Consider the following 19372-nt stretch of genomic DNA (forward strand, 5'->3'; position numbering starts at 1 on the left):
GGAAACGTCATGTTTCCGCCTGCCTTCACATCGACTTTACGAAGATGAGGCGACGATCGGCCGCCCCAACCTATCGGAAAACGGCTGCTCGGTCAGCCGACGATCGAATAGCCGCAATCCACATAGGTGGTGCTGCCGGTGATGCCCTTGGCGCCATCGGTCGCCAGGAAGGCGGTGGTGTAGCCGACCTCCTCGATGGTGACCAGACGCTGCTCCGGCGCGCGTTCCGCAGCCTTCTCCATCAGCTCGTCAAAATGGGCGATGCCGGAGGCGGCGCGGGTCTTGATCGGGCCGGGGGAGATGGCGTGGACGCGGATGCCCTTCGGGCCCAATTCCGCCGCCAGATAGCGCACGCTGGCCTCCAGCGCGGCCTTGACCGGTCCCATGACGCCGTAATTGTCGATCACGCGGTTGGCGCCGAAATAGGACATGGTGAACAGCGAGCCGCCGTCCTTCATCAGCGGCTCCGCGTAGCGGGCCATGCGGATGAAGGAATGGCAGGACACGTCCATCGCCATCTGGAAGCCCTCGCGCGAGCAATCGACCACGCGGCCGTGCAGATCGTCCTTCGGAGCGAAGGCGATGGAGTGCAGCGCGAAGTCCAGCTTGCCCCACTTCTGCTCGATCTTCTCGAAGATGGCCTTCAGCTCACCCTCGCCGGTGACGTCGACCGGCTCGAAGATCTCCGCTTCGAGCTGCTGGGCCAGCGGCTCGACGAAGCGCTTTGCCTTGTCGTTGAGGTAGCTGACCGCGAGATCCGCGCCCAGCGCGCGGAAGGCGCGGGCGCAGCCCCACGCGATCGACTGATCGTTGGCGATGCCGAGCACGAGGCCCTTCTTGCCTTCAAGAGTGGCGGCGGCGGGGATGATCGTGGTCATAAGCTGGCTTTCCCGGATTGCAAGGTGGCCGGATTCAAGTGCGCCAGAGCGGATCACTCGAATTGTGCAACGCACCATAATGCAATCGAAGGTCATAGGCAACTTGTTAAAGTCGCAATATACCCGACATTATCGCTTTGTTTATCCGTAACACAGCCTTCACACAGCGAAGACGCGAAGTCCGCAGCGGTAATCCATACATCTTTCTTTCGTATTCATGACGAGGACCGCAACAAAAACAAAGGCCCCACCTTTCGGAGGGGCCTTTTCCACAGGACCGGAGACGATCAAACCGCGCCGGGCGTGAAGGACGGCGGATCGCTGGCCGGAAAGGACTCCATCGACGCCTCGTCCACCTTCTCCTTCTCGTCGGCGTCGTCATAGATGTCGCCGGGATGACGGGAGTAGCGATGGACGCCCCGCTCCACATCCTCGGCGGGGGTGTCCGCCCCGTGATGGCCGCCGAAGTCCTCCATCATCGCCTTGGCTGGGCAATAGCCGGTCAGCCCACGGGCGACCAGGGCGCCGCCGGCCAGCGCCAGCGCCGCCCCACCGACGGTCGGACGGCGCAGCCCGAGCACGGCAAGAAGCCCGCCGCCGACCAGCGATACCAACCGTTCGGTGTGCCCGACGTTGATCATGCGTTCGAGATCGTCCGGCAGGGCCGCGTCGCGGCTGCCCATGCCCTTTTGGCTCGTCATCGCCATCGCTGCTCTCCTCGATCTTTTTCTGTTTTCACTGCGGAGGGGTGGGCGGCGTGGAGCCGCCCTGGCCCGGGGCCGGCGCGGCGCCGGTCGAACCGGACGAGCCCGGCTGCGCCGTCCCGTCGGGCTTGCGGGCCGTCGTATCCGCCAGCGTGCGGGCCTGCGACAGCTCGCGGTTCAGCCGGTCCACCTCCTGGGACAGACGCTGCACCTCCGACTGGAGCTGCGGCGAGCCCGCGGCACCGCCCTCCGGCATACCAACCGCGGCGAGGGCCGCACCGTCGCGCATCCAATAAGGCTGGACCCCGTAATAGGTGTGCAGCGCCACCGCCCATTGCCGGTCCGACATGTCCGGACGGTTGGAGCTGGTGAACTGCGGCGCTGCGGTGAGCCGGTCCTTGGTCACGTTCAGGACATAGCCGTCGCCGGCCTTCCCCTCTCCCCCTTGCGCCGGCTGGATCAATGCCCAGGGAACCGGGAAGTTGCGCTCGCCCAACCCGAGGAAGCCGCCGGCCTCGACCACGGCGTAGGCGACGCGCCCGGTGTTCGGGTCGACCACGAGTTCGGAAATGGAGCCCATCTCCTCGCCGCTGGCGTTGTGCAGCTTGGCCTTCGACAGGTCGTTGGCGGCGACCACGCGCGGGTGTTCGACCGAGCGCAGCAACGCGTCGGCCTCGCCCAGGATGGTCTGGCAGGCGGGCTCGCCGCCCCGCTGCCCGGCGCGCTCGGCCGTCTGGCGCAAGGCACGGAGCTGGCCAAGCTCCTGCGGGCTGATGGACGCAGGGGACTGGTTGCCGGCCGCCTCCAGCGCGCCGATGCGCTGGCCCAGCCGGTTCACCCCCTCCGGGCAGGTCTCGGCGAGCGCCGGCCAAGGCCCGAGCGCCCCCGCGATCATGGCGGCGCTGAGGAGCAGGCGTTTCATGGTGGGTGCCTCCGGCTTGGTTTCCGTGCGTGTGGTTCTCACGCGGGGAAAACAGCACGGCCAAGACGGAGGTTCCGCAAATGCTACTTCCGCGAAGTGATCAGCCCGGAAGCGGCAACCCGCCCCGCTGAACGATGAAGGACTGGACCGCGTCCACCCCCTGCCCCGTCTTGATGTTGGTGAAGACGAAGGGACGGTCGCCACGCATCTTCTTCGCGTCGCGGTCCATCACCTCCAGGCTGGCGCCGACCAGCGGGGCGAGGTCGATCTTGTTGATGACCAGCAGGTCCGACCGGGTGATGCCCGGCCCGCCCTTGCGCGGGATCTTGTCGCCCGCCGACACGTCGATGACGTAGATGGTCAGGTCGGCCAGTTCCGGCGAGAAGGTGGCCGCCAGATTGTCGCCGCCCGATTCCACGAAGATCAGGTCGAGGTTCGGGAACTTGCGGTTCATCTCGTCGACGGCGGCGAGGTTGATCGAGGCGTCCTCGCGGATCGCCGTGTGCGGGCAGCCGCCGGTCTCCACCCCCATGATCCGGTCCGGCTTCAGCGCGCCGGAGCGGGTGAGGAATTCGGCATCCTCCTTGGTGTAGATGTCGTTGGTGATCGCCGCGACCTCCCAATCGTCGCGCATGCGCTTGCACAGTGCGTCGGTCAGCGCCGTCTTGCCGGAGCCGACCGGCCCGCCGATGCCCACGCGCAGGGGGCCACCATGGCTCTTGGAAATCGGGGCGGTCATGAGCGGAACAACCTCGTGTATTGGGTTTCGTGGATCATGGAGGTCCAATCGACGGCCATGGCGCGGCTGCCCAGATCGTCGAGCGGGGCGGCCAGCGCGGCCTCCGCCGCAGAGTGCACCACGGAATCGAGCGCCGCCAGGGCCTTCTGCCCGTCCGTCTGCCCCAGCGGCACCAGCCTCACCCCGGCGGAGACGAGGTTGGCGGCGAAAGCGTGCAGATAGGCCGACAGGGCGGGTCCCTCCGGCACGCCGATCAGCGCGGCGGCCAGCGCCACGGCGACGGCATAAGCGACTGGCCGGCCGGTGCCGGCGATGACCCGGTCCCAGCGCTCCATCTCCTGCAACGGCCAGGCGGCGCGCACGGCGATGAGGAAGGCCTGCCCCTGCGCGCGGCTCTCCAGCGCGGTTTCGGAGGAGGCGCGCATGGCGTCGGCGCGCTCGACCGCCCAGGCGAAGCCCTCCTCGTCACCCGCCAGCACGGCGCGGTGGGCGGCAACGAAGAGCATGCCGTCGGTGCGCCCGGCGCCATGGCGCAGGATGCCGTCCATCCAGCACGCCAGCGTGTCGCGGTCGCGGACGAGGCCCTGCTCCACCGCCGCCTCGATGCCGTGGCTGTAGGAGAAGCCGCCGACCGGAAAGGACGGCGACAGCCAGGCGAGGAGCTTGGTGACATGGGTTGCCGAGACGGGCCCCCACCCCGACCCTCCCCCGCTGCGCGGGAGAGGGTGCCTATCCTCGCCCAAGTCCCCTCCCTCGCGAAGCGGGGGAGGGTTAGGGAGGGGGCAAGCGCCCTCAGTCATGCGAATGCCCGTGGGAATGGGAGTGCCCATGAGAATGGGAATGGCTATGGGAATGCGAATGACCATGATCGTGGTCGTGATCATGCCCATGAGCGTGCCCATGCGAGTGGCCATGCCCCTGTCCCGAGTAGGCCCCGCCCTCCGGCGCGAAGGGCGCGTGGATGGCCGCGACGCTGGCCCCCAGCCCTTTCAGCATGTCCTCAATCACATGGTCGCGGCGCAGGCGGATCGTCTCGCCGACGATCTGCACCGGCAGGTGGCGGTTGCCGAGGTGCCAGGCGATGCGGGCGAAGCCCTCCGTCCCGCCGCCGCAGCGCACCTCCATCAGATCCTCGTCGGCGGCGACCACGCGCAGGTAGGCGCCGTCACCCAGTTCCAGCCCGTCGCCATGGTCGAGCGCGACCGCGCGCGGCAGGTCCAGCAGGAAGTCGGCTCCCGCATCGTCCGTCATCACCATGCGCCGCCGATGGCGGTCGTCGAAGGCGAGGGTCACCGTGCCGGCCTCACGCTCGGCCGGCCAATGGCCGCGGGCGTGGACTCGGGTGGCGCGGCGGAGCGTGTCGGTCATGGAGAAAGCCGTTCGAAGGGTGTGGGCCGGCCGAAGAAACGTCCCGCGAGGGCGCCGACCGGTTCCGCCGCTCCCGTGGTGAAGAAACGAAGGGCGCCCGCCGCCTCGCCGGCAATGGGGGCGTATTCGGGGTGGCGCTCCAGGTAGTTGTCCAGCGAGCGGGCGACCAGACTGGGCTGGCACAGCACCTCCACCCCCGGCGGCAGCGCCTCCGCGAACAGTTGCGCCACCAGCGGGTAATGGGTGCAGCCGAGCACCGCCGCGTCCAGCGGTTGGCCGCCGAGTTGCGCCAGCAGCGCCCGCACATAGCCGCGCACCGCCGGAGCCAGCTCCGCGTCCCCCGCCCCCCGCTCGATCAGCGGGACGAGGTCCGGGCAGGCCTGCTGCACCACCCGCACGTCGGGCGCCCGCTTGCCGATCTCGCGCGGAAAGGAGCCCGACGCGACGGTGGCCGGGGTGGCGAAGACGCCGACCGTCCGCGGCTCCGGACGCCAGTCGGCGGCGGGGCCGTCCTGCATCCAGGGCACGCGGGTGATCGCCTCGACCATCGGCACCAGGACGCCCAGCACGTTGCGGCCCGGATGGGCCACCGGCAGCCACGTCCGCTGCATCCGCCGCAGCGCCACCGCCGCCGCCGTGTTGCAGGCGAGCACGACCAGCCCGCAGCCCTGGGCGAACAGCCGCTCCACCCCCTGGACCGTCAGGCGGTAGATGTCCTCCTCGCTGCGCGGGCCATAGGGAGCGGCGGCGTGGTCGCCGAGATAGACGAAGGGACGCCCGGGAGCGGCGGCCACCAGCGCGCGCAGCACCGTCAGACCGCCGTGCCCGGAATCGAAGACACCAATCACGAACCCGTCACCCCACACTCAGAACAGGAAGTACCGCTGCGCCATGGGCAGCACGTCCGCCGGCTCGCAGGTCAGGAGCTGGCCGTCGGCGCGCACCTCGTAGGTTTCCGGATCGACCTCGATGTGGGGTGTGGAATCGTTGTGGATCATCTGCTTCTTGCCGATGGCCCGCACCCCCGTCACCGCCACCAGCTCGCGCCGCAGGCCGAGCGAGCGCAGCGCCTCGTTCTCCAGCGACAGTTTGCTGACGAAGGTCAGGGAGCTGGCCTGCATCGCGCGGCCGTAGGCGCCGAACATCGGGCGGTAATGCACCGGCTGCGGCGTCGGGATGGAGGCGTTGGGGTCGCCCATCAGCGCCGCCGCGATGGTCCCGGCCTTCAGCACCATGTCCGGCTTCACGCCGAAGAAGGCCGGCGACCAGACCACCAGATCGGCCAGCTTGCCGACCTCGACCGAACCGACGACGTGGGCGATGCCGTGCGACAGGGCCGGGTTGATGGTGTATTTGGCGACGTAGCGCTTGACGCGGAAATTGTCGTTCTCGCCCGTCTCCTCGGCCAGACGCCCGCGCTGGACCTTCATCTTGTGCGCGGTCTGCCAGGTGCGGATGATCACCTCGCCGACCCGGCCCATGGCCTGGCTGTCCGAACTCAGCATCGAGAAGACGCCGAGGTCGTGGAGGATGTCCTCCGCCGCGATGGTCTCGCGCCGGATGCGGCTTTCGGCGAAGGCCACATCCTCCGGGATGCGGGGCGACAGGTGGTGGCAGACCATGAGCATGTCGAGATGCTCGTCCACCGTGTTCACCGTGAAGGGCCGCGTCGGGTTGGTCGAGCTGGGCAGCACGTTGGGCAGGCCCGCCACCTTGATGATGTCCGGCGCGTGGCCGCCGCCCGCCCCCTCGGTGTGGAAGGCGTGGATATTGCGGCCCTTGAAGGCGGCGATGGTGTTCTCCACGAAGCCCGACTCGTTCAGCGTGTCGGTGTGGATGGCCACCTGGATGTCCGTCTCCTCGGCCACCGTCAGGCAGGTGTCGATGGCCGCCGGGGTGGTGCCCCAATCCTCGTGCAGCTTCATGCCGCAGGCGCCCGCCGCGATCTGCTCCAGCAGCGCGTCGGGACGGCTGGCGTTGCCCTTGCCGAAGAAGCCCAGGTTGATCGGCAGCCCTTCCGCCGCCTGGAGCATCCGGGCCATGTGCCACGGCCCCGGCGTGCAGGTGGTGGCCGACGTGCCGGCCGCCGGGCCGGTGCCGCCGCCCAGCATGGTGGTGACGCCGCTGTTCAGCGCCTCGTCCACCTGCTGCGGGCAGATGAAGTGGATGTGGGCGTCGATGCCGCCGGCGGTGACGATCTTGCCCTCGCCCGCGATGACCTCGGTCCCTGGCCCGACGACGATGGTCACGCCCGGCTGGACGTCCGGGTTGCCGGCCTTGCCGATGCCGGCGATGCGCCCGCCGATGATGCCGATGTCGGCCTTGACGATGCCCCAGTGGTCGATGATCAGCGCGTTGGTGATGACGGTGTCCACCGCGCCGCCCTGGCGCGAGGTCTGGGCCTGCCCCATGCCGTCGCGGATCACCTTGCCGCCGCCGAACTTGACCTCCTCGCCATAGACGGTGTGGTCCTTCTCGACCTCCACGATCAGGTCGGTGTCGGCCAGCCGGACACGGTCGCCCACGGTGGGGCCGTAGAGAGCCGCGTATTCGGCCCGGTCGATGCGATGCGCCATTGTCTGATGCCCCTCCGCTGGCGCCTTTTACAGGCTGCCGTTGACCTTGCCGTTGAAGCCGATGACCACGCGGTTGCCGGCGTAGGCGACCAGCCGCACGCGCCGCGTCTGCCCCGGCTCGAAGCGCACTGCCGTCCCGGCGGGGATGTCCAGCCGGAAGCCGCGCGCCTGTTCGCGGTCGAAGGTCAGCGCCCCGTTCGTCTCGGCGAAGTGGTAGTGCGAGCCGACCTGGATCGGGCGGTCGCCGGCGTTGGCGACGTCCAGCTCCACCGTGTCACGGCCGGCGTTGAGTTCGATCTCGCCCGCGGCGGGGATGATTTCACCGGGTTTCATCGCAGGCCCCCTTAGCGAATCGGCTGGTGGACGGTGACGAGCTTGGTGCCGTCGGGGAAGGTGGCCTCGACCTGGATCTCGTGGATCATCTCCGGGATGCCGTCCATCACCTGATCGCGGGTGATCACCGTCGCGCCGTCGCGCATCAGCTCGGCCACGGTGCGCCCGTCTCGCGCGCCCTCCACCACGTAATCGGTGATGAGGGCCACCGCCTCGGGATGGTTCAGCTTCACGCCACGCTCCAGCCGGCGGCGCGCCACCATGGCGGCCATGGCCACGAGAAGCTTGTCCTTCTCGCGCGGTGTCAGGTTCATGGGGCTGTCTCTCCGCCTTCCCATTGGGTTGGCGGGATTATGCCACGTTGCTGCGGTGCGCCAATCCCGTTTTGACGGACGCGCTGCGCTTTCGCGCCGGTCAGACCTCCCACAGCCGCGGCAAGCGCGTCGGCAGGCCAGCCGCCGCCGCGCGCAGGTGCGACCACAGCGCCGCATAGGCGCCGCGCACCGACCGCGCCTCGCCGCCCAGAATGCGGACGACCAGCAGCCCGTCGAAGGCCGTCGCCCCCACACGCACGCCCTCCAGCCCCTCCGCCGCCTCGCGCAACGCCTCCAGCCGGCTCCCTGCGTCGGGGGCGGCGTAGAGCAGCGTGGCGCAGGCCCCGGCCCCGCCGAAGCCCGCCGGGTGGGCCAGCGTCTCAGCAAGGTCGCCGTCCATGTGCAGAGCATCCGCCCAGGCAAGGCGGCCGTCGCGCACCACCTCCCAAGCGTCGCGGACGAGGCCGCGGGTGACCGTCTCGCCGAAGGCGGCGCGCCCGAACACCAGCATCTCCCCGGCGATCAGGCGGGCGTCACCCTCCAGCTCCAGCCGGGTCAGGCGGCGCAGGCGGGAGCCCTCGAAGACGATGGCCTCCTGCGGCATCCATTCCAGCCAGCCGCCGGCCTCCACGGTCACGCGGGTGTCGATGCGGCAGTCCGGTCCGGCGGAGCGGTAGACCTTCTCCGCCGCCTGGGTCGTCACCAGCGCCGCCGCCCCCGGCCCCGCCGACAGGGCGACGTCCAGCCGGTCGCCGCCGACCAGCCCGCCCGAGGTGGTGACCAGCACGGCGATGGACAGGTCCCCCGCCCGCGGGTCGGGCAGCAGCACCCGCAGCGGGTCGTGGTGGTAGAGCGTGGCGAGGCGCGTGGCCCCATGGCGATGCTCGAACCGCACCGTCGCCGCGCCGTGGACGGCGACCTTCTTCATCAACGCGTCAGCCACCAGCGGAACCCATTCTTGTCTTCACATCCTCGACCGCCAGCAGCACCCGTTCCGGGGTCGCGGGCGCGTCGAGGCGCACGGGCAGCCGGTGGGCGCCCACCGCCGCGACGGCGTCCTTCAGCGCCAGCCACGCCGAGATGCCGAGCATCAGCGGCGGCTCCCCGATCGCCTTGGAGCGGAACACCGTGTCCTCCCGGTTGGGGCGGTCCATGTAGAGCGCCACCCGGAAATCCTCCGGCAGCGAGCGCGAGGTCGGGATCTTGTAGGTGCTGGGCGCGTGGGTGCGCAAGCGTCCCTCGCCGTCCCACCACAGCTCCTCCGACGTCACCCAGCCCAGCCCCTGGACGAAGGCGCCCTCCACCTGCCCGAGGTCGATGGCCGGGTTGATGCTGCCGGAACAGTCGTGCAGCACGTCGGCGCGGGGGAAGCTGTACTCGCCGGTCAGCGTGTCGATCAACGCCTCGGTCACCGCGACGCCGCAGGAGAAGTAGAAGAAGGGCCGCCCCTCGCACTTCTCGCGGTCCCACCAGATCTTCGGCGTGGCGTAATGGCCGGTGGAGGACAGCGACACCCGGTTCAGCCAGGCGAGCTTCGCCACCTCCGCGAAGGTCATGGCGTGGTTGCCGGCGAAGACGGCGTTGTCGCGGAACTCCACCTTGTCCGGCGTGGTGTGGCAGTGCTCGGCGAGGAACGCCACCAGACGGTCGCGGATCGTCCCCACGGCGATGCGCACCGCCATGCCGTTCAGGTCGGTGCCAGCCGACGCGGCGGTGGGCGGCGCGTTCGGCACCTTGTCGGTGGCGCTGGCGGTGACCCGCACCCGCTCCACGTCGATCTGGAATTCCTGGGCGGCGATCTGGGCCATCTTGGTGTGGATGCCCTGCCCCATCTCCGTCCCGCCGTGATTCACCTGGACGGAGCCGTCGGTGTAGACATGGACCAGCGCCGCCGCCTGGTTCAGGTGCTTGACGGTGAAGGAGATGCCGAACTTCACCGGCGTCACCGCCAACCCCTTCTTCAGCACCGGGCTGCGGGCGTTGAAGGCGTCGATCTCCGCGCGCCGGCGGCGGTAGTCGCCGTCCCGCTCGATCCGCTCCATCAGCTCGGCCAGGATCTCCGGCTCCTCGACCGGCATCCCGTAATGGGTGGTGTCGCGGCCCGGCCCGCCGTAGAGGTTGGCGCGGCGCACGTCGAGCGGGTCCTTGCCGAGGGAGCGGGCGATCTCGTCCACCACATGCTCGATGGCGATGACGCCCTGCGGCCCCCCGAAGCCGCGGAAGGCGGTGTTGGACACCGTGTTGGTCTTGCAGCGATGCCCGGTCACCCGCGCCGCCGGCAGATAGTAGGCGTTGTCAGCGTGGAACATCGCGCGGTCGACCACGCCGTTGGACAGGTCCAGCGACACGCCGCAGCGCCCGGCGAGGTCCATCTCCAGACCCTGGATGCGCCCCTCCCCATCAAAGCCGACATCGTAGCGCACAAAGAAGTCGTGGCGCTTACCGGTCATCAGCATGTCGTCGTCGCGGTCCAGGCGGAACTTCACGGGCCGCTTCGTCGCGTTGGCCAGCAGGCCGGCGATGGCGGCGATCTGCGCCGGCTGGCTCTCCTTGCCGCCGAAGCCGCCGCCCATGCGCCGGCACTCCACGGCGATGCCATGCATCGGCCGCCCAAGCACCTGGGCGACGGCGTGCTGGACCTCCGACGGATGCTGGGTCGAGGAATGGACCAGCAGGTCGCCGTCCTCCTTCGGAATGGCGTAGGCGATGTGGCCTTCCAGATAGAAATGGTCCTGCCCGCCGACCTCCAGCGTGCCGGTCAGCCGGTGCGGCGCCCCGGCGACCTCCGCCGCCGCGTCGCCGCGCCGGAAGGTCAGCGGCGGCGCGACGACGCTGCCCTTCTCCAGCGCCGCCTCGGCGGTCAGCACCGCCGGCAGGTCCTCGTAATAGACCTCGACCAGCCGGGCGGCGGCGCGGGCCTGCAACAGCGTTTCCGCCGCCACGGCGACCACCGCCTGCCCGGCATAGGTCACCAACTCGTCGGCCAGGATCGGGTCGCCGCGCTGGACGGCGCCGATGTCGCCGTCCCCCGGAACGTCGGCGTAGGTGAGGACCGCGTGGACGCCCGGCGCCTGCTTCGCCCGCGACAGGTCCATGCCCAGGATGCGCGCGTGCGCCCGCTCGGACAGCCGCACCGCGACGTGCAGCGTGCCGGGCAGTTCCGGGATGTCGTCGGTGTAGGCCGCCGCACCCGTCACATGCTTGCGGGCGCTTTCATGCTCGATGCCCCGGTGGACGCCGCCGCGGATCGGTTGGATGGTGCCGCCGTCAGCCATGCACGGCCTCCAGGGAGGGCATGTCGGCCCCGGTCGTGTGAAGAAGGAAGCGCATCAGCAGGTTCTTCGCCACCAGCGCCCGGTAGCGGTCGCCGGCCCGCATGTCGGTCATCGGGCGGAAGTCCTGGTCGAGCGCCGGCAGGGCCGCCGCCACGGCGTCCGCCATCCAGGGCTGCCCGGCCAGCGCCGCCTCCAGCGCCGGGGCGCGGGCCGGGGTCGCCGCCATGCCGCCGTAACCGGCGCGCAGCTCGGCCACCCGCCCCGCCCCGTCCAGCGTCAGCAGGAAGGCGGCGCAGACGGCGGAGATGTCCTGGTCCCGCCGCTTGGACACCTTCCAGGTGGCGAAGCGTTGGCCCTGGCGCGGCAGGGGGATGCGGATGCGCTCGACGAACTCGCCCGGCTTCAGGTCGTTCTTGCGGTAGCCGTGGTAGAAGCGGTCCAGCGGCAGCTCCCGCCGCACCCCGCCCCGGTTCAGCACCAGCGCGGCGCCCAGCGCCAGCAGGGCCGGCATGCTGTCCCCGATGGGCGAGCCGTTGGCGATGTTGCCGCCCAGCGTGCCGGAATTGCGCACCTGCGCCGCGCCGATGCGGGTGACCAGCGCGGCCAGCTCGGGCAGGCGGCGCTCCAGGACCGGCAGCAGGTCGGTGTAGGTCACCGCCGCGCCGATCTCCAGCGCGTCGGCCCCCTCGTCGATCCGGTGAAGCTCTCGCACCTGGGCAAGATGGATCAGCGTGGGCAGGCTGCGCCCCTGCTTGGTCACCCACAGCCCGACGTCGGTCGCCCCAGCCACCAGCGTGGCGTTCGAATGAGCGGCGAACAGGGCGGCCAGCTCATCGACGCCCCGCGGCGCGTGAAAGCTGGCGGCGCCGTGGGTCACGGTCAGAGCCCCGTCGCGCTGGATGGAGCGCAGCAGCGTGGCGATGCCCTCCTCCGCCCGGTCGAAGCGGTCATCGCTCCGCTCCGCCGCCATGGTCCGGGCGGCGTCGAGGATCGGGCGGTAGCCGGTGCAGCGGCACAGGTTGCCGGCCAGCACGTCGTGGATCGCCCCATCGGTCAGGCCGCCGTCGGCCGCACGCTGGTCATGGTGGAGGGCGAACAGCGCCATCACGAACCCGGGGGTGCAGAAGCCGCATTGCGAGGCGTGCTTGTCCACCATCGCCGCCTGGACCGGGTGCAGGTCCCCGTCCTCACCGGCCAGATCCTCGACGGTCAGCAGCAGCTTGCCGTCGATCATCGGCAGGAAGAGAATGCAGGCATTGACAGCGCGGTAGCGAACACGTCCATCTGGGGCAAGGTCGCCCAGCACCACCGTGCAGGCGCCGCAATCCCCCTCGGCGCAGCCCTCCTTGGAACCGGGTCGCCCGTTGGCGCGCAGCCAGTTCAGCACCGTGGTGGTGGGATCGGCATCCCGCACCTCCACCACCCGTCCGCCGAGCACGAAACGCACAGAGCCCGTCATTGTCCCTCCTGTCGGGCGTTTCCGTCATAGTGCCGGAAAGTCTCCGCAGGCCGCAATGGCGGGCCGGCCGTCTAGCCATAAAGGCATGGTCCGGATGGATAAACCGATCCGAAGGGGTCAGGCGTCCTCGGGGAAGCAGCCGCTGCGGGCGGCCACGACGGCGACCTGGGTGCGGTTGCGCACGCCCAGCTTCTGCATGATGGCCCGCACATGGACCTTCACGGTGCCTTCCAGCACACCCAGTTCCCGGGCAATCTCCTTGTTCGAGTGACCGGCGAGCAGAAGCTGGAACACGTCGCGCTGCCGGTCGGTCAGGCGGTCGAGGATCTGGCCCGAGGGGCGCGCGACCTCCGCCGCGACGTTGCCGGACAGGACGGCGCGGGGCAGCGGCAGGAAGGTCTCCCCGGTCAGCGCCAGGGAGATGGCGTGCTCCAGCACCGCCGTGGAGCTCGTCTTCAGGATGTAGCCCCTGGCCCCCAGCCGCACGCTGTCCACGATGTCCGCCACCTCGTCCGACCCGGAGATGACCAGCAGCGGACGGCTTCCCAGAACCTCGACCATGCGGCGCACCCCATCGCGCCCGCTGCGGTCGCCCAGATTGAGATCGAACAGGACCAGCGTCAGGTCCGGCGTGCGGTCGGCGATGGCCATCGCCTCGTCCAGCGAGCCAGCCTCCAGCACCTGCGCGTCCGGGTGGATCTCCCCCACCGAGAGGGCGAAGCCGTGCCGCACCAGGGGGTGGTCGTCGACCACCAGAAATGTTTGCGCCCTGCCGGCCACCGACCGCTCCTTGCCGCGCGTCTGCAGCTGAACTTCCATTGCTTTGCTACCCCATCAAGCCGCCGAAACCCGTTCCGGAAAACAAAAACACCCAAAACCGGCCCGACTTTCTGTCCAGCGGAAAAGTATAAAGATACCTCTTTTGGACTTTGCAGAAGCAGCGCTGTGCGAATTTCTACAGCTTAGAAGCCATTTATGATTCATTCGTATCGAGCTTCTTCCAAGCATCTTGCGCCGCTCCCTGACCATCCGTATAAATCATCGGGACAACCAGCGTAAAGCACGCTTTTTCGATACAATAAAGGCGGCTTTTTTCCCTTTTCCCCGGCGAAACGGACAACGATTGGCGTTGTGCGCTGCTCGTCACGGGTGGCGTCGCGGAGGATTTTCGATGAGAACCTGGAACGTCATGCTCGTGGACCATGATCGGCTGTTTTCGGCGGCGCTGGGAACGCTCATCAGCGGCGGCCCCTTCCGCGTCGGGCATCACGCCGTGACGGTTGAGGATGCCGAGGCGGCCATCGCTCAGGGCATGCAGCCCGACCTGATCGTGGTGGCCCTGGGGGAGGCGACGAACGACGAGGCCGGCGGGGTCAAGCGCCTGCGCGCCGCCACCAGCGCCCGCATCGCCGTGCTGGCCGACGCCATCGCCGACCGCACGCTGTCGCTGTCGCTGAAGGCCGGGGCCGACGCCTATCTGAACAAGTCGATGTCGAGCGAGTCCCTGCTGCGCGCCCTGCAATTGGTCATGCTGGGCGAGGTGGTCTATCCGACCCACGTCGCCAGCCTGCTGATCGCCAACGCCAACAGCGAGCGCCCGCAGCCCGAGCGCGCCCAGCCCGCCAACAACGAGCTGTCGAAGCGCGAGATCCAGATCCTGCGCTGCCTGCTCGCCGGACAGTCGAACAAGGCCATCGCGCGCAACCTGCACATCACGGAATCGACCGTGAAGATGCATTTCAAGAATGTGATGCGGAAGATCAACGCCCAGAACCGCACGCAAGCCGCGGTCTGGGCGATCCAGAACGGCCTGTCGCCACTGGTGTCCGTCTAGGAAAGTCATCCCCTCTCCCAAACACGGGGGAGAGGGGACGATGCGTCGTCACTCCGCCGCGTGGCGGTGGCCGCCATGGCGGCCTTCGGCGAACTCCTCCACCATCTTGCGGCAGAAGGCCGGCAGATCGTCCGGCTTGCGCGAGGTCACCAGACCCTGGTCGGTGACCACCTCGCTGTCCTCCCATTGCGCCCCGGCGTTGCCGAGATCGGCCTTCAGCGACGGCCAGGAGGTCATGCGCTTGCCCTTCGCACCGCCCGCGTCGATCAGCGTCCAGGGGCCGTGACAAATCGCGGCGATCGGCTTGCCCGACTGGACGAAGCTGCGCACGAAATCGATGGCCTTGGGCTCCAGCCGCAGCGCGTCGGGGTTGATGACGCCGCCCGGCAGCACCAGCGCGTCGAAGCCTCCAGGGTCCGCCTGATCGAGCGTAACGTCGACATCCACCCGGTCGGCCTTGTCGTGGTGGTTCCAGCCCTGGATCTGGCCGCCCTGGGGCGCCACGATCCGCACCTCGGCACCTTCGTTGCGCAACGCCTTCACCGGCTCGGTCAATTCGACCTGTTCGAAGCCGTCGGTCGCCAGAACGGCGACGGTCTTCTTCTCAAGTTTTCCTGCCATGGGATCACCTCCTCCGTTGGCCTGTCCGGTCAGCAACCGGCGTACCTCCGGGGAGTTCCCTCCGGAACCGCCACGCACCTCCCATGTTCCCTTTGACGGACCGCGCGTCACAATCGGGAGCACAGACCCATGCGTTACAGCGGCACTTCGGCGGGCATCCTCGCCGCGTTCGCCATCGCCACGTCCCTCACTTTGGGCGTTCCTCAACCCGTCCAAGCCGCGGACTCCGCGAGAACCACGGAGGCGTCCTATCCCCGGCTGTACCAGGGCTGGCGGGCCGGCGTGATCGTCGGAACGGAGGTCGAGGGGCTGCTCGGCGAGGAGCTTGGGCAGGTGGTCGATCTCGTCGTCGGAGCGGACGGGCGGCTGGAAAGCGCCGTGATCGAGGCCAGCGGCATGCTCGACGTCGGGGAGGCGCGCTTCACCGTGCCCTGGCACCAGCTCATGCCCGGATCGGTGGACGGCATGCTGGCCTATCCGGTCACCGGCCCCGACACGCTGGACCTGATCCGGCGCCAGCAGCAGGCGGCCAGCCGGCCCGGCGACTGGCGCGTCTCCGCCCTGATCGGCCAGCCGGCCAACACCGCGGGCGACGCGGCCGAGGCCGGATTCTTCGGCACGGTGGAGGATCTGGTGTTCGACCGCAACGGCGCGCTCAAGGCCGTCGTGGTGACGCCAGAGCCGGAGGGTGAAGGCCCCTACGCCGTCGCCTGGAAAGCGGCGGCGCTGGAGCCGGGCCTGACCTCGGTCACGCTGCAGGCGACGCCGGAGCAGGTGAAGGCGCTCGGCTCCTTCGACGCTGCGCGCATGAAGGAGTTCAACACCGCGCGCCTGAACCAGGGGGCCCAGGCGCGCCAGGAATAAGAACCGCGCGCGAAACAGCGCCTATCGGGCCGCCGGGCGGGCCACGCCGCCGACCGTCGGGCGGCTGGCCGTGGCGGCGGAACGGCCGTAGCGGGCAACGGTCAGCCCGTCCATGTCGATCTCCGTCTGGCGTCCGCCGACCACGTCGGCGACCACCCGGCCCGAGCCGGCGGCCATCGTCCAGCCCAGCGTGCCGTGGCCGGTGTTGAGGAACAGGTTGCGCACCGGGGTCGCGCCGACGATGGGGGTGCCGTCCGGCGTGTTGGGCCGCAGGCCGGTCCAGAATTCCGCCTTCGACAGGTCGCCGCCCGTGGGGAAGAGGTCGCTCACCACATGGTCGAGCGGGCCGCGGCGGCCCGGACGCAGCGTCAGGTCGAAACCGGTCAGCTCCGCTGTGCCGCCGACGCGGATGCGGTCGCCGAGGCGGGTCACCGCGATCTTGTGCGTCTCGTCCATCACTGTGGATTCCGGGGCGCCCGCCGCATCGACGATGGGCAGAGTCAGCGAATAGCCCTTCACCGGATAGACCGGCAGGTCAAGCCCGAACGGCTTCACCAGCGTCGGGGAGTAGCTGCCCATGGCGACGACGTAGGAGTCGGCGGTCAGCGTGCCGGCGTCGGTCACCACGCCGGTGACCCGGCGCCCGTCGCTCTCCAGCTTGCGGATGGCGGTGTTGTAGCGGAACTCCACCCCCATCTCCGTCGCCAGCGCGGCCAGCGCGTTGGTGAAGCGGAAGCAGTCGCCCGTCTCGTCGCCGGGCAGCAGCAGGCCGCCGACGATCTTTTCCTTGACCAGCCGCAGCGCCGGCTCGACCGCCGCGCAGCCCTCCACGTCGAGCAGGCTGTAGGGCACCTTGAAACGGTCCAGCACCGCCATGTCGGTGGCGGCGGCGTCTACCTGCTTCCGGGTGCGGAAGACCTGGAGCGTGCCCTTGGCGCGCTCGTCGTAGCGGATGCCGGTCTCGTCGCGCAGGGCGCGCAGGCAGTCGCGGCTGTATTCGGCCAGCCGGACCATGCGGCCTTTGTTGATCTCGTAGGAGCGCTCGTTGGCGTTGGCCAGCAGCTTCAGGCACCAGGACCACATGGCCGGGTCCAGCTTGGGCCGGATCACCAGCGGCGAATGCTTCATCAGCATCCACTTCACCGCCTTCGCCATCAGGCCCGGCGCCGCCCAGGGTGCGGAGTAGCCCGGCGACACCTCGCCCGCGTTGGCGTAGCTGGTCTCCAGAGCCGGGCCGGGCTGCCGATCCACCACCGTGACCTCATGACCGGCCTTCGCCAGGAAATAGGCGGTGGAAACGCCGATGACGCCGCTACCGAGGACGATGACGCGCATGTGAAGGCTCCCGAGATCACGGATTTGTTCGCACCCCATTCGCAAACGCGATGCCAAGTGCCGGAAGCCGCGGAAACACTGGAGCGGACGGTTGGGCGCCGAACGACACTGTACATAAATCGTTACAGGGTGGCCGGAAAGCGTTTCCCGCTCCCCTGATAAACGGAGCCAGAACAGCAATTTGCCATCACCGTACAGAAAACGTTACGGTGTAAACGGATATTTACGGATGCGCCCATCGTGGTACACTCCCCCTTCCATTGGGGAGAGCCATGCGCATCGACGTCCTGTTCGCCGACCGGGTCGGCATCGCCCATGAAATCCTCGCCGTTCTCGCCAAGCGGCGCCTGAACGTCGTGGCGGTCGAGGTGGACCCGCCGCACATCCACATCGACGCGCCGGAACTGGACGTGCCGGGCTTCGGCGCGCTCGACGCCGCGCTGCGCGCCGTGCTGGGCGTGGAGTCCGTCACCCCCATCGACATCCTGCCCGGCACGCGGCGGCGGCTGCATCTGGACGCGCTGCTCGCCGCCCTGCCCGACCCGGTTCTGGCGGTGGACCGCGCCTGCCGCATCGTGGTGGCGAACGCCGCCGCCGCGACGGTCGCCGGGCGCAGCGAGGCCGAGCTGACCGGCGCCGACTTCGGCCGGCTGTTCGGCGACGCCGAGCTGTCCGACCTGCTGGTGGACAACGGTTTCCGCCTCGCCGCCGGGCAGGAGGTCACGCTGAACGGCCAGCCATTCCTGCTCGATGTCACCCCCATCGTGGAGGACGGGCGCTCCGCCGGCGGCGTGGTCACCCTGTTCGCGCCGAGCCGGCTGGGCGAGCGTCTGAACGCCCTGCAGAACTTCGACGAAGGCGGCTTCGACCGCATCCTCGGCGAGTCCGCCCCGGTCCGCTCGCTGAAGGCGCGGGCGGCGCGGGTCGCGGCGGTGGACGCCCCGCTGCTGATCCTGGGCGAGACGGGCACCGGCAAGGAGTTGATCGCCCACGCCTGCCACCGCGCCAGCCCGCGCCGCGACAAGCCCTTCCTGGCGCTGAACTGCGCCGCCGTGCCGGAGAGTCTGGCGGAGAGCGAACTGTTCGGCTACGCCCCCGGCTCCTTCACCGGGGCGCAGCGCGGCGGCAAGCCCGGTTTACTGGAACTGGCCCACGGCGGCACCGTCTTCCTTGACGAGATCGGGGAGATGTCGCCCTACCTTCAGGCCAAGCTGCTGCGCTTCCTCAACGACGGGCGCTTCCGCCGCGTCGGCGGCGACCGCGAGCAGACGGTGGATGTGCGGGTGGTCAGCGCCACCCACCGCGACCTCGACGCCATGGTCGCCGGGCACAGCTTCCGCGAGGACCTGTTCTACCGGCTGAATGTGCTGTCGCTCCAGGTCCCGGCCTTGCGCGAGCGCGGCGACGACATCCTCCTGCTTGCCCGGCACTTCATCGCCCGCGCCTGCGCCCAGGCCCGCCGCCCGCCCTGCCGCCTGACCGTCGCGGCCAGCGCCGCCCTGCTCGCCAATCCCTGGCCGGGCAACGTCCGTCAGCTGGAAAACGTCATCTTCCGCGCCGTCACCATGAGCGACGGCGCCTATCTCGACGCCGCCGATCTGGAACTGGCCGGGGCGCGCATGGACCCCGAGACCGGCGGCGAACCCGCCGAGCCGTCGAGCTGGGATGAGGCGGCGGCGGCGTTCGAACGCGGCCTGCTGCGCCGCCTCTACCCGCGCTACCCGTCCAGCCGCAAGCTGGCCGCCCGCCTCCACACCTCGCACACGATGATCGCGAACAAGCTGCGCAAGTACGGGATACCGGACGGGACGTGAGAGCCGCGCGTCAGATGCGCGAGCGCTCGGCCTTGCTGTAGTTGCTGAAATGACCTTCCGCGGCGGCGGCGCCACGGGCGGTCTTGAGGAACTTGTCGGCCTTGGTGTCCGGCGCGATGCGCGCCACCTTCCGCTCCAGCGCCGCCGATCCGCAGGAGGCGCAGACGGGCGTGTCCGACGAGCGCACCAGCGCCTCGAAGTCGTGGTCACAGGCGGTGCAGCGGTAGGAATAGAGCGGCATGGAAATCCTCACACGGGTCGGGAACCGGGCGCGCCCATCCTATCACGTAATTTTCTTATGGGTATAGCGCAGCGCAGCATTCTCACGCCGCCGCT

Annotated in this window: 20 protein-coding genes; 3 read left to right on the plus strand and 17 right to left on the minus strand. The window is 69.4% G+C overall.

The features are described from left to right. Positions 1–92 precede the first annotated feature (92 nt). The 14 genes from fabI to DXK32_RS14380 form a co-directional block, all read right to left on the minus strand. Positions 93–878, minus strand: coding sequence for an enoyl-ACP reductase FabI (gene fabI, locus DXK32_RS14315; RefSeq protein WP_014240318.1), 786 nt, complete (start codon positions 876–878; stop codon positions 93–95). Positions 879–1165: 287 nt separating this feature from the next. Continuing rightward, entirely contained in the window at positions 1166–1585 is a 420-nt protein-coding gene (locus DXK32_RS14320; protein ID WP_114859125.1) for a YgaP-like transmembrane domain, read from the minus strand. 28 nt (positions 1586–1613) lie between these two features. Then, complete coding sequence (locus DXK32_RS14325) at positions 1614–2504, minus strand: PRC-barrel domain-containing protein (RefSeq protein WP_114859126.1); 891 nt, start codon at positions 2502–2504, stop codon at positions 1614–1616. Between the two features lie 100 nt (positions 2505–2604). Further along, positions 2605–3243, minus strand: a complete 639-nt coding sequence (gene ureG / locus DXK32_RS14330; RefSeq protein ID WP_014240314.1) for an urease accessory protein UreG — start codon at positions 3241–3243, stop codon at positions 2605–2607. Beyond that, a complete protein-coding gene (locus DXK32_RS14335) occupies positions 3240–3986 on the minus strand; it encodes an urease accessory protein UreF (RefSeq protein ID WP_348981594.1) in 747 nt (248 codons plus the stop codon). Before DXK32_RS14335 ends, ureG begins: the two co-directional genes overlap by 4 nt. A gap of 49 nt (positions 3987–4035) precedes the next feature. Then, positions 4036–4611 carry an urease accessory protein UreE gene (locus DXK32_RS14340; protein WP_114859128.1) on the minus strand — a complete coding sequence of 192 codons (576 nt, stop codon included), beginning with the start codon at positions 4609–4611 and terminating at the stop codon, positions 4036–4038. Continuing rightward, complete coding sequence (gene murI / locus DXK32_RS14345; protein ID WP_114859150.1) at positions 4608–5459, minus strand: glutamate racemase; 852 nt, start codon at positions 5457–5459, stop codon at positions 4608–4610. The genes DXK32_RS14340 and murI overlap by 4 nt, the downstream gene beginning before the upstream one ends. A gap of 18 nt (positions 5460–5477) precedes the next feature. Beyond that, positions 5478–7187: an urease subunit alpha gene (gene ureC / locus DXK32_RS14350; RefSeq protein ID WP_094306278.1), complete on the minus strand. Its 1710-nt coding sequence runs from the start codon at positions 7185–7187 to the stop codon at positions 5478–5480. A gap of 27 nt (positions 7188–7214) precedes the next feature. Then, entirely contained in the window at positions 7215–7520 is a 306-nt protein-coding gene (locus tag DXK32_RS14355) for an urease subunit beta (protein WP_114859129.1), read from the minus strand. Between the two features lie 11 nt (positions 7521–7531). Beyond that, complete coding sequence (locus DXK32_RS14360) at positions 7532–7834, minus strand: urease subunit gamma (RefSeq protein WP_014240308.1); 303 nt, start codon at positions 7832–7834, stop codon at positions 7532–7534. A 100-nt stretch (positions 7835–7934) separates the two neighbouring features. Next, the gene (locus DXK32_RS14365; RefSeq protein ID WP_247877150.1) at positions 7935–8777 is read right to left on the minus strand and encodes an urease accessory protein UreD; all 843 of its coding nucleotides are present in this window, start codon (positions 8775–8777) and stop codon (positions 7935–7937) included. Then, complete coding sequence (gene xdhB / locus DXK32_RS14370) at positions 8770–11109, minus strand: xanthine dehydrogenase molybdopterin binding subunit (RefSeq protein WP_114859131.1); 2340 nt, start codon at positions 11107–11109, stop codon at positions 8770–8772. Before xdhB ends, DXK32_RS14365 begins: the two co-directional genes overlap by 8 nt. Further along, positions 11102–12568, minus strand: a complete 1467-nt coding sequence (xdhA, locus tag DXK32_RS14375) for a xanthine dehydrogenase small subunit (protein WP_114859132.1) — start codon at positions 12566–12568, stop codon at positions 11102–11104. The genes xdhB and xdhA overlap by 8 nt, the downstream gene beginning before the upstream one ends. Positions 12569–12685: 117 nt before the next feature. Beyond that, positions 12686–13387 (minus strand): LuxR C-terminal-related transcriptional regulator, encoded by a 702-nt coding sequence (locus DXK32_RS14380; protein WP_109068336.1) that lies wholly within the window; start codon positions 13385–13387, stop codon positions 12686–12688. 352 nt (positions 13388–13739) lie between these two features. On the opposite strand from DXK32_RS14380, the gene DXK32_RS14385 reads away from it, so the two are divergent. Beyond that, complete coding sequence (locus DXK32_RS14385; RefSeq protein WP_114859133.1) at positions 13740–14402, plus strand: LuxR C-terminal-related transcriptional regulator; 663 nt, start codon at positions 13740–13742, stop codon at positions 14400–14402. Between the two features lie 48 nt (positions 14403–14450). Here the strand turns inward: DXK32_RS14385 and DXK32_RS14390 are convergent, their stop codons facing one another. Then, positions 14451–15023, minus strand: a complete 573-nt coding sequence (locus tag DXK32_RS14390; protein ID WP_114859134.1) for a type 1 glutamine amidotransferase domain-containing protein — start codon at positions 15021–15023, stop codon at positions 14451–14453. A gap of 129 nt (positions 15024–15152) precedes the next feature. Here DXK32_RS14390 and DXK32_RS14395 point away from each other — a divergent pair, with 129 nt between their 5' ends. Then, positions 15153–15887, plus strand: coding sequence for a PRC-barrel domain-containing protein (locus tag DXK32_RS14395; RefSeq protein ID WP_114859135.1), 735 nt, complete (start codon positions 15153–15155; stop codon positions 15885–15887). A 21-nt stretch (positions 15888–15908) separates the two neighbouring features. Here the strand turns inward: DXK32_RS14395 and DXK32_RS14400 are convergent, their stop codons facing one another. Further along, positions 15909–17261, minus strand: coding sequence for a D-amino acid dehydrogenase (locus DXK32_RS14400; protein ID WP_432612345.1), 1353 nt, complete (start codon positions 17259–17261; stop codon positions 15909–15911). A 233-nt stretch (positions 17262–17494) separates the two neighbouring features. Here DXK32_RS14400 and DXK32_RS14405 point away from each other — a divergent pair, with 233 nt between their 5' ends. After that, positions 17495–19036: a sigma 54-interacting transcriptional regulator gene (locus DXK32_RS14405; protein ID WP_114859137.1), complete on the plus strand. Its 1542-nt coding sequence runs from the start codon at positions 17495–17497 to the stop codon at positions 19034–19036. 10 nt (positions 19037–19046) lie between these two features. Here DXK32_RS14405 and DXK32_RS14410 read toward each other — a convergent pair whose 3' ends face one another. After that, positions 19047–19277 carry an FmdB family zinc ribbon protein gene (locus tag DXK32_RS14410; RefSeq protein WP_038528075.1) on the minus strand — a complete coding sequence of 77 codons (231 nt, stop codon included), beginning with the start codon at positions 19275–19277 and terminating at the stop codon, positions 19047–19049. Positions 19278–19372 lie beyond the last annotated feature (95 nt).

This window comes from Azospirillum brasilense (assembly GCF_003349955.1).
Lineage (GTDB): Bacteria > Pseudomonadota > Alphaproteobacteria > Azospirillales > Azospirillaceae > Azospirillum > Azospirillum brasilense_B.

Excerpts from the sequence above, each read along its gene's own strand:
- DXK32_RS14390 (WP_114859134.1), bottom strand. The coding sequence starts at position 15,023 with ATGGCAGGAAAACTTGAGAAGAAGACCGTCGCCGTTCTGGCGACCGAC.
- fabI (WP_014240318.1), bottom strand. The coding sequence starts at position 878 with ATGACCACGATCATCCCCGCCGCCGCCACTCTTGAAGGCAAGAAGGGC.
- ureG (WP_014240314.1), bottom strand. The coding sequence starts at position 3,243 with ATGACCGCCCCGATTTCCAAGAGCCATGGTGGCCCCCTGCGCGTGGGC.
- DXK32_RS14360 (WP_014240308.1), bottom strand. The coding sequence starts at position 7,834 with ATGAACCTGACACCGCGCGAGAAGGACAAGCTTCTCGTGGCCATGGCC.
- DXK32_RS14385 (WP_114859133.1), top strand. The coding sequence starts at position 13,740 with ATGAGAACCTGGAACGTCATGCTCGTGGACCATGATCGGCTGTTTTCG.
- DXK32_RS14410 (WP_038528075.1), bottom strand. The coding sequence starts at position 19,277 with ATGCCGCTCTATTCCTACCGCTGCACCGCCTGTGACCACGACTTCGAG.
- DXK32_RS14405 (WP_114859137.1), top strand. The coding sequence starts at position 17,495 with ATGCGCATCGACGTCCTGTTCGCCGACCGGGTCGGCATCGCCCATGAA.
- DXK32_RS14400 (WP_432612345.1), bottom strand. The coding sequence starts at position 17,261 with ATGGGGTGCGAACAAATCCGTGATCTCGGGAGCCTTCACATGCGCGTC.
- DXK32_RS14380 (WP_109068336.1), bottom strand. The coding sequence starts at position 13,387 with ATGGAAGTTCAGCTGCAGACGCGCGGCAAGGAGCGGTCGGTGGCCGGC.
- DXK32_RS14320 (WP_114859125.1), bottom strand. The coding sequence starts at position 1,585 with ATGGCGATGACGAGCCAAAAGGGCATGGGCAGCCGCGACGCGGCCCTG.
- DXK32_RS14355 (WP_114859129.1), bottom strand. The coding sequence starts at position 7,520 with ATGAAACCCGGTGAAATCATCCCCGCCGCGGGCGAGATCGAACTCAAC.
- DXK32_RS14325 (WP_114859126.1), bottom strand. The coding sequence starts at position 2,504 with ATGAAACGCCTGCTCCTCAGCGCCGCCATGATCGCGGGGGCGCTCGGG.
- ureC (WP_094306278.1), bottom strand. The coding sequence starts at position 7,187 with ATGGCGCATCGCATCGACCGGGCCGAATACGCGGCTCTCTACGGCCCC.
- DXK32_RS14340 (WP_114859128.1), bottom strand. The coding sequence starts at position 4,611 with ATGACCGACACGCTCCGCCGCGCCACCCGAGTCCACGCCCGCGGCCAT.
- DXK32_RS14395 (WP_114859135.1), top strand. The coding sequence starts at position 15,153 with ATGCGTTACAGCGGCACTTCGGCGGGCATCCTCGCCGCGTTCGCCATC.
- xdhB (WP_114859131.1), bottom strand. The coding sequence starts at position 11,109 with ATGGCTGACGGCGGCACCATCCAACCGATCCGCGGCGGCGTCCACCGG.
- xdhA (WP_114859132.1), bottom strand. The coding sequence starts at position 12,568 with ATGACGGGCTCTGTGCGTTTCGTGCTCGGCGGACGGGTGGTGGAGGTG.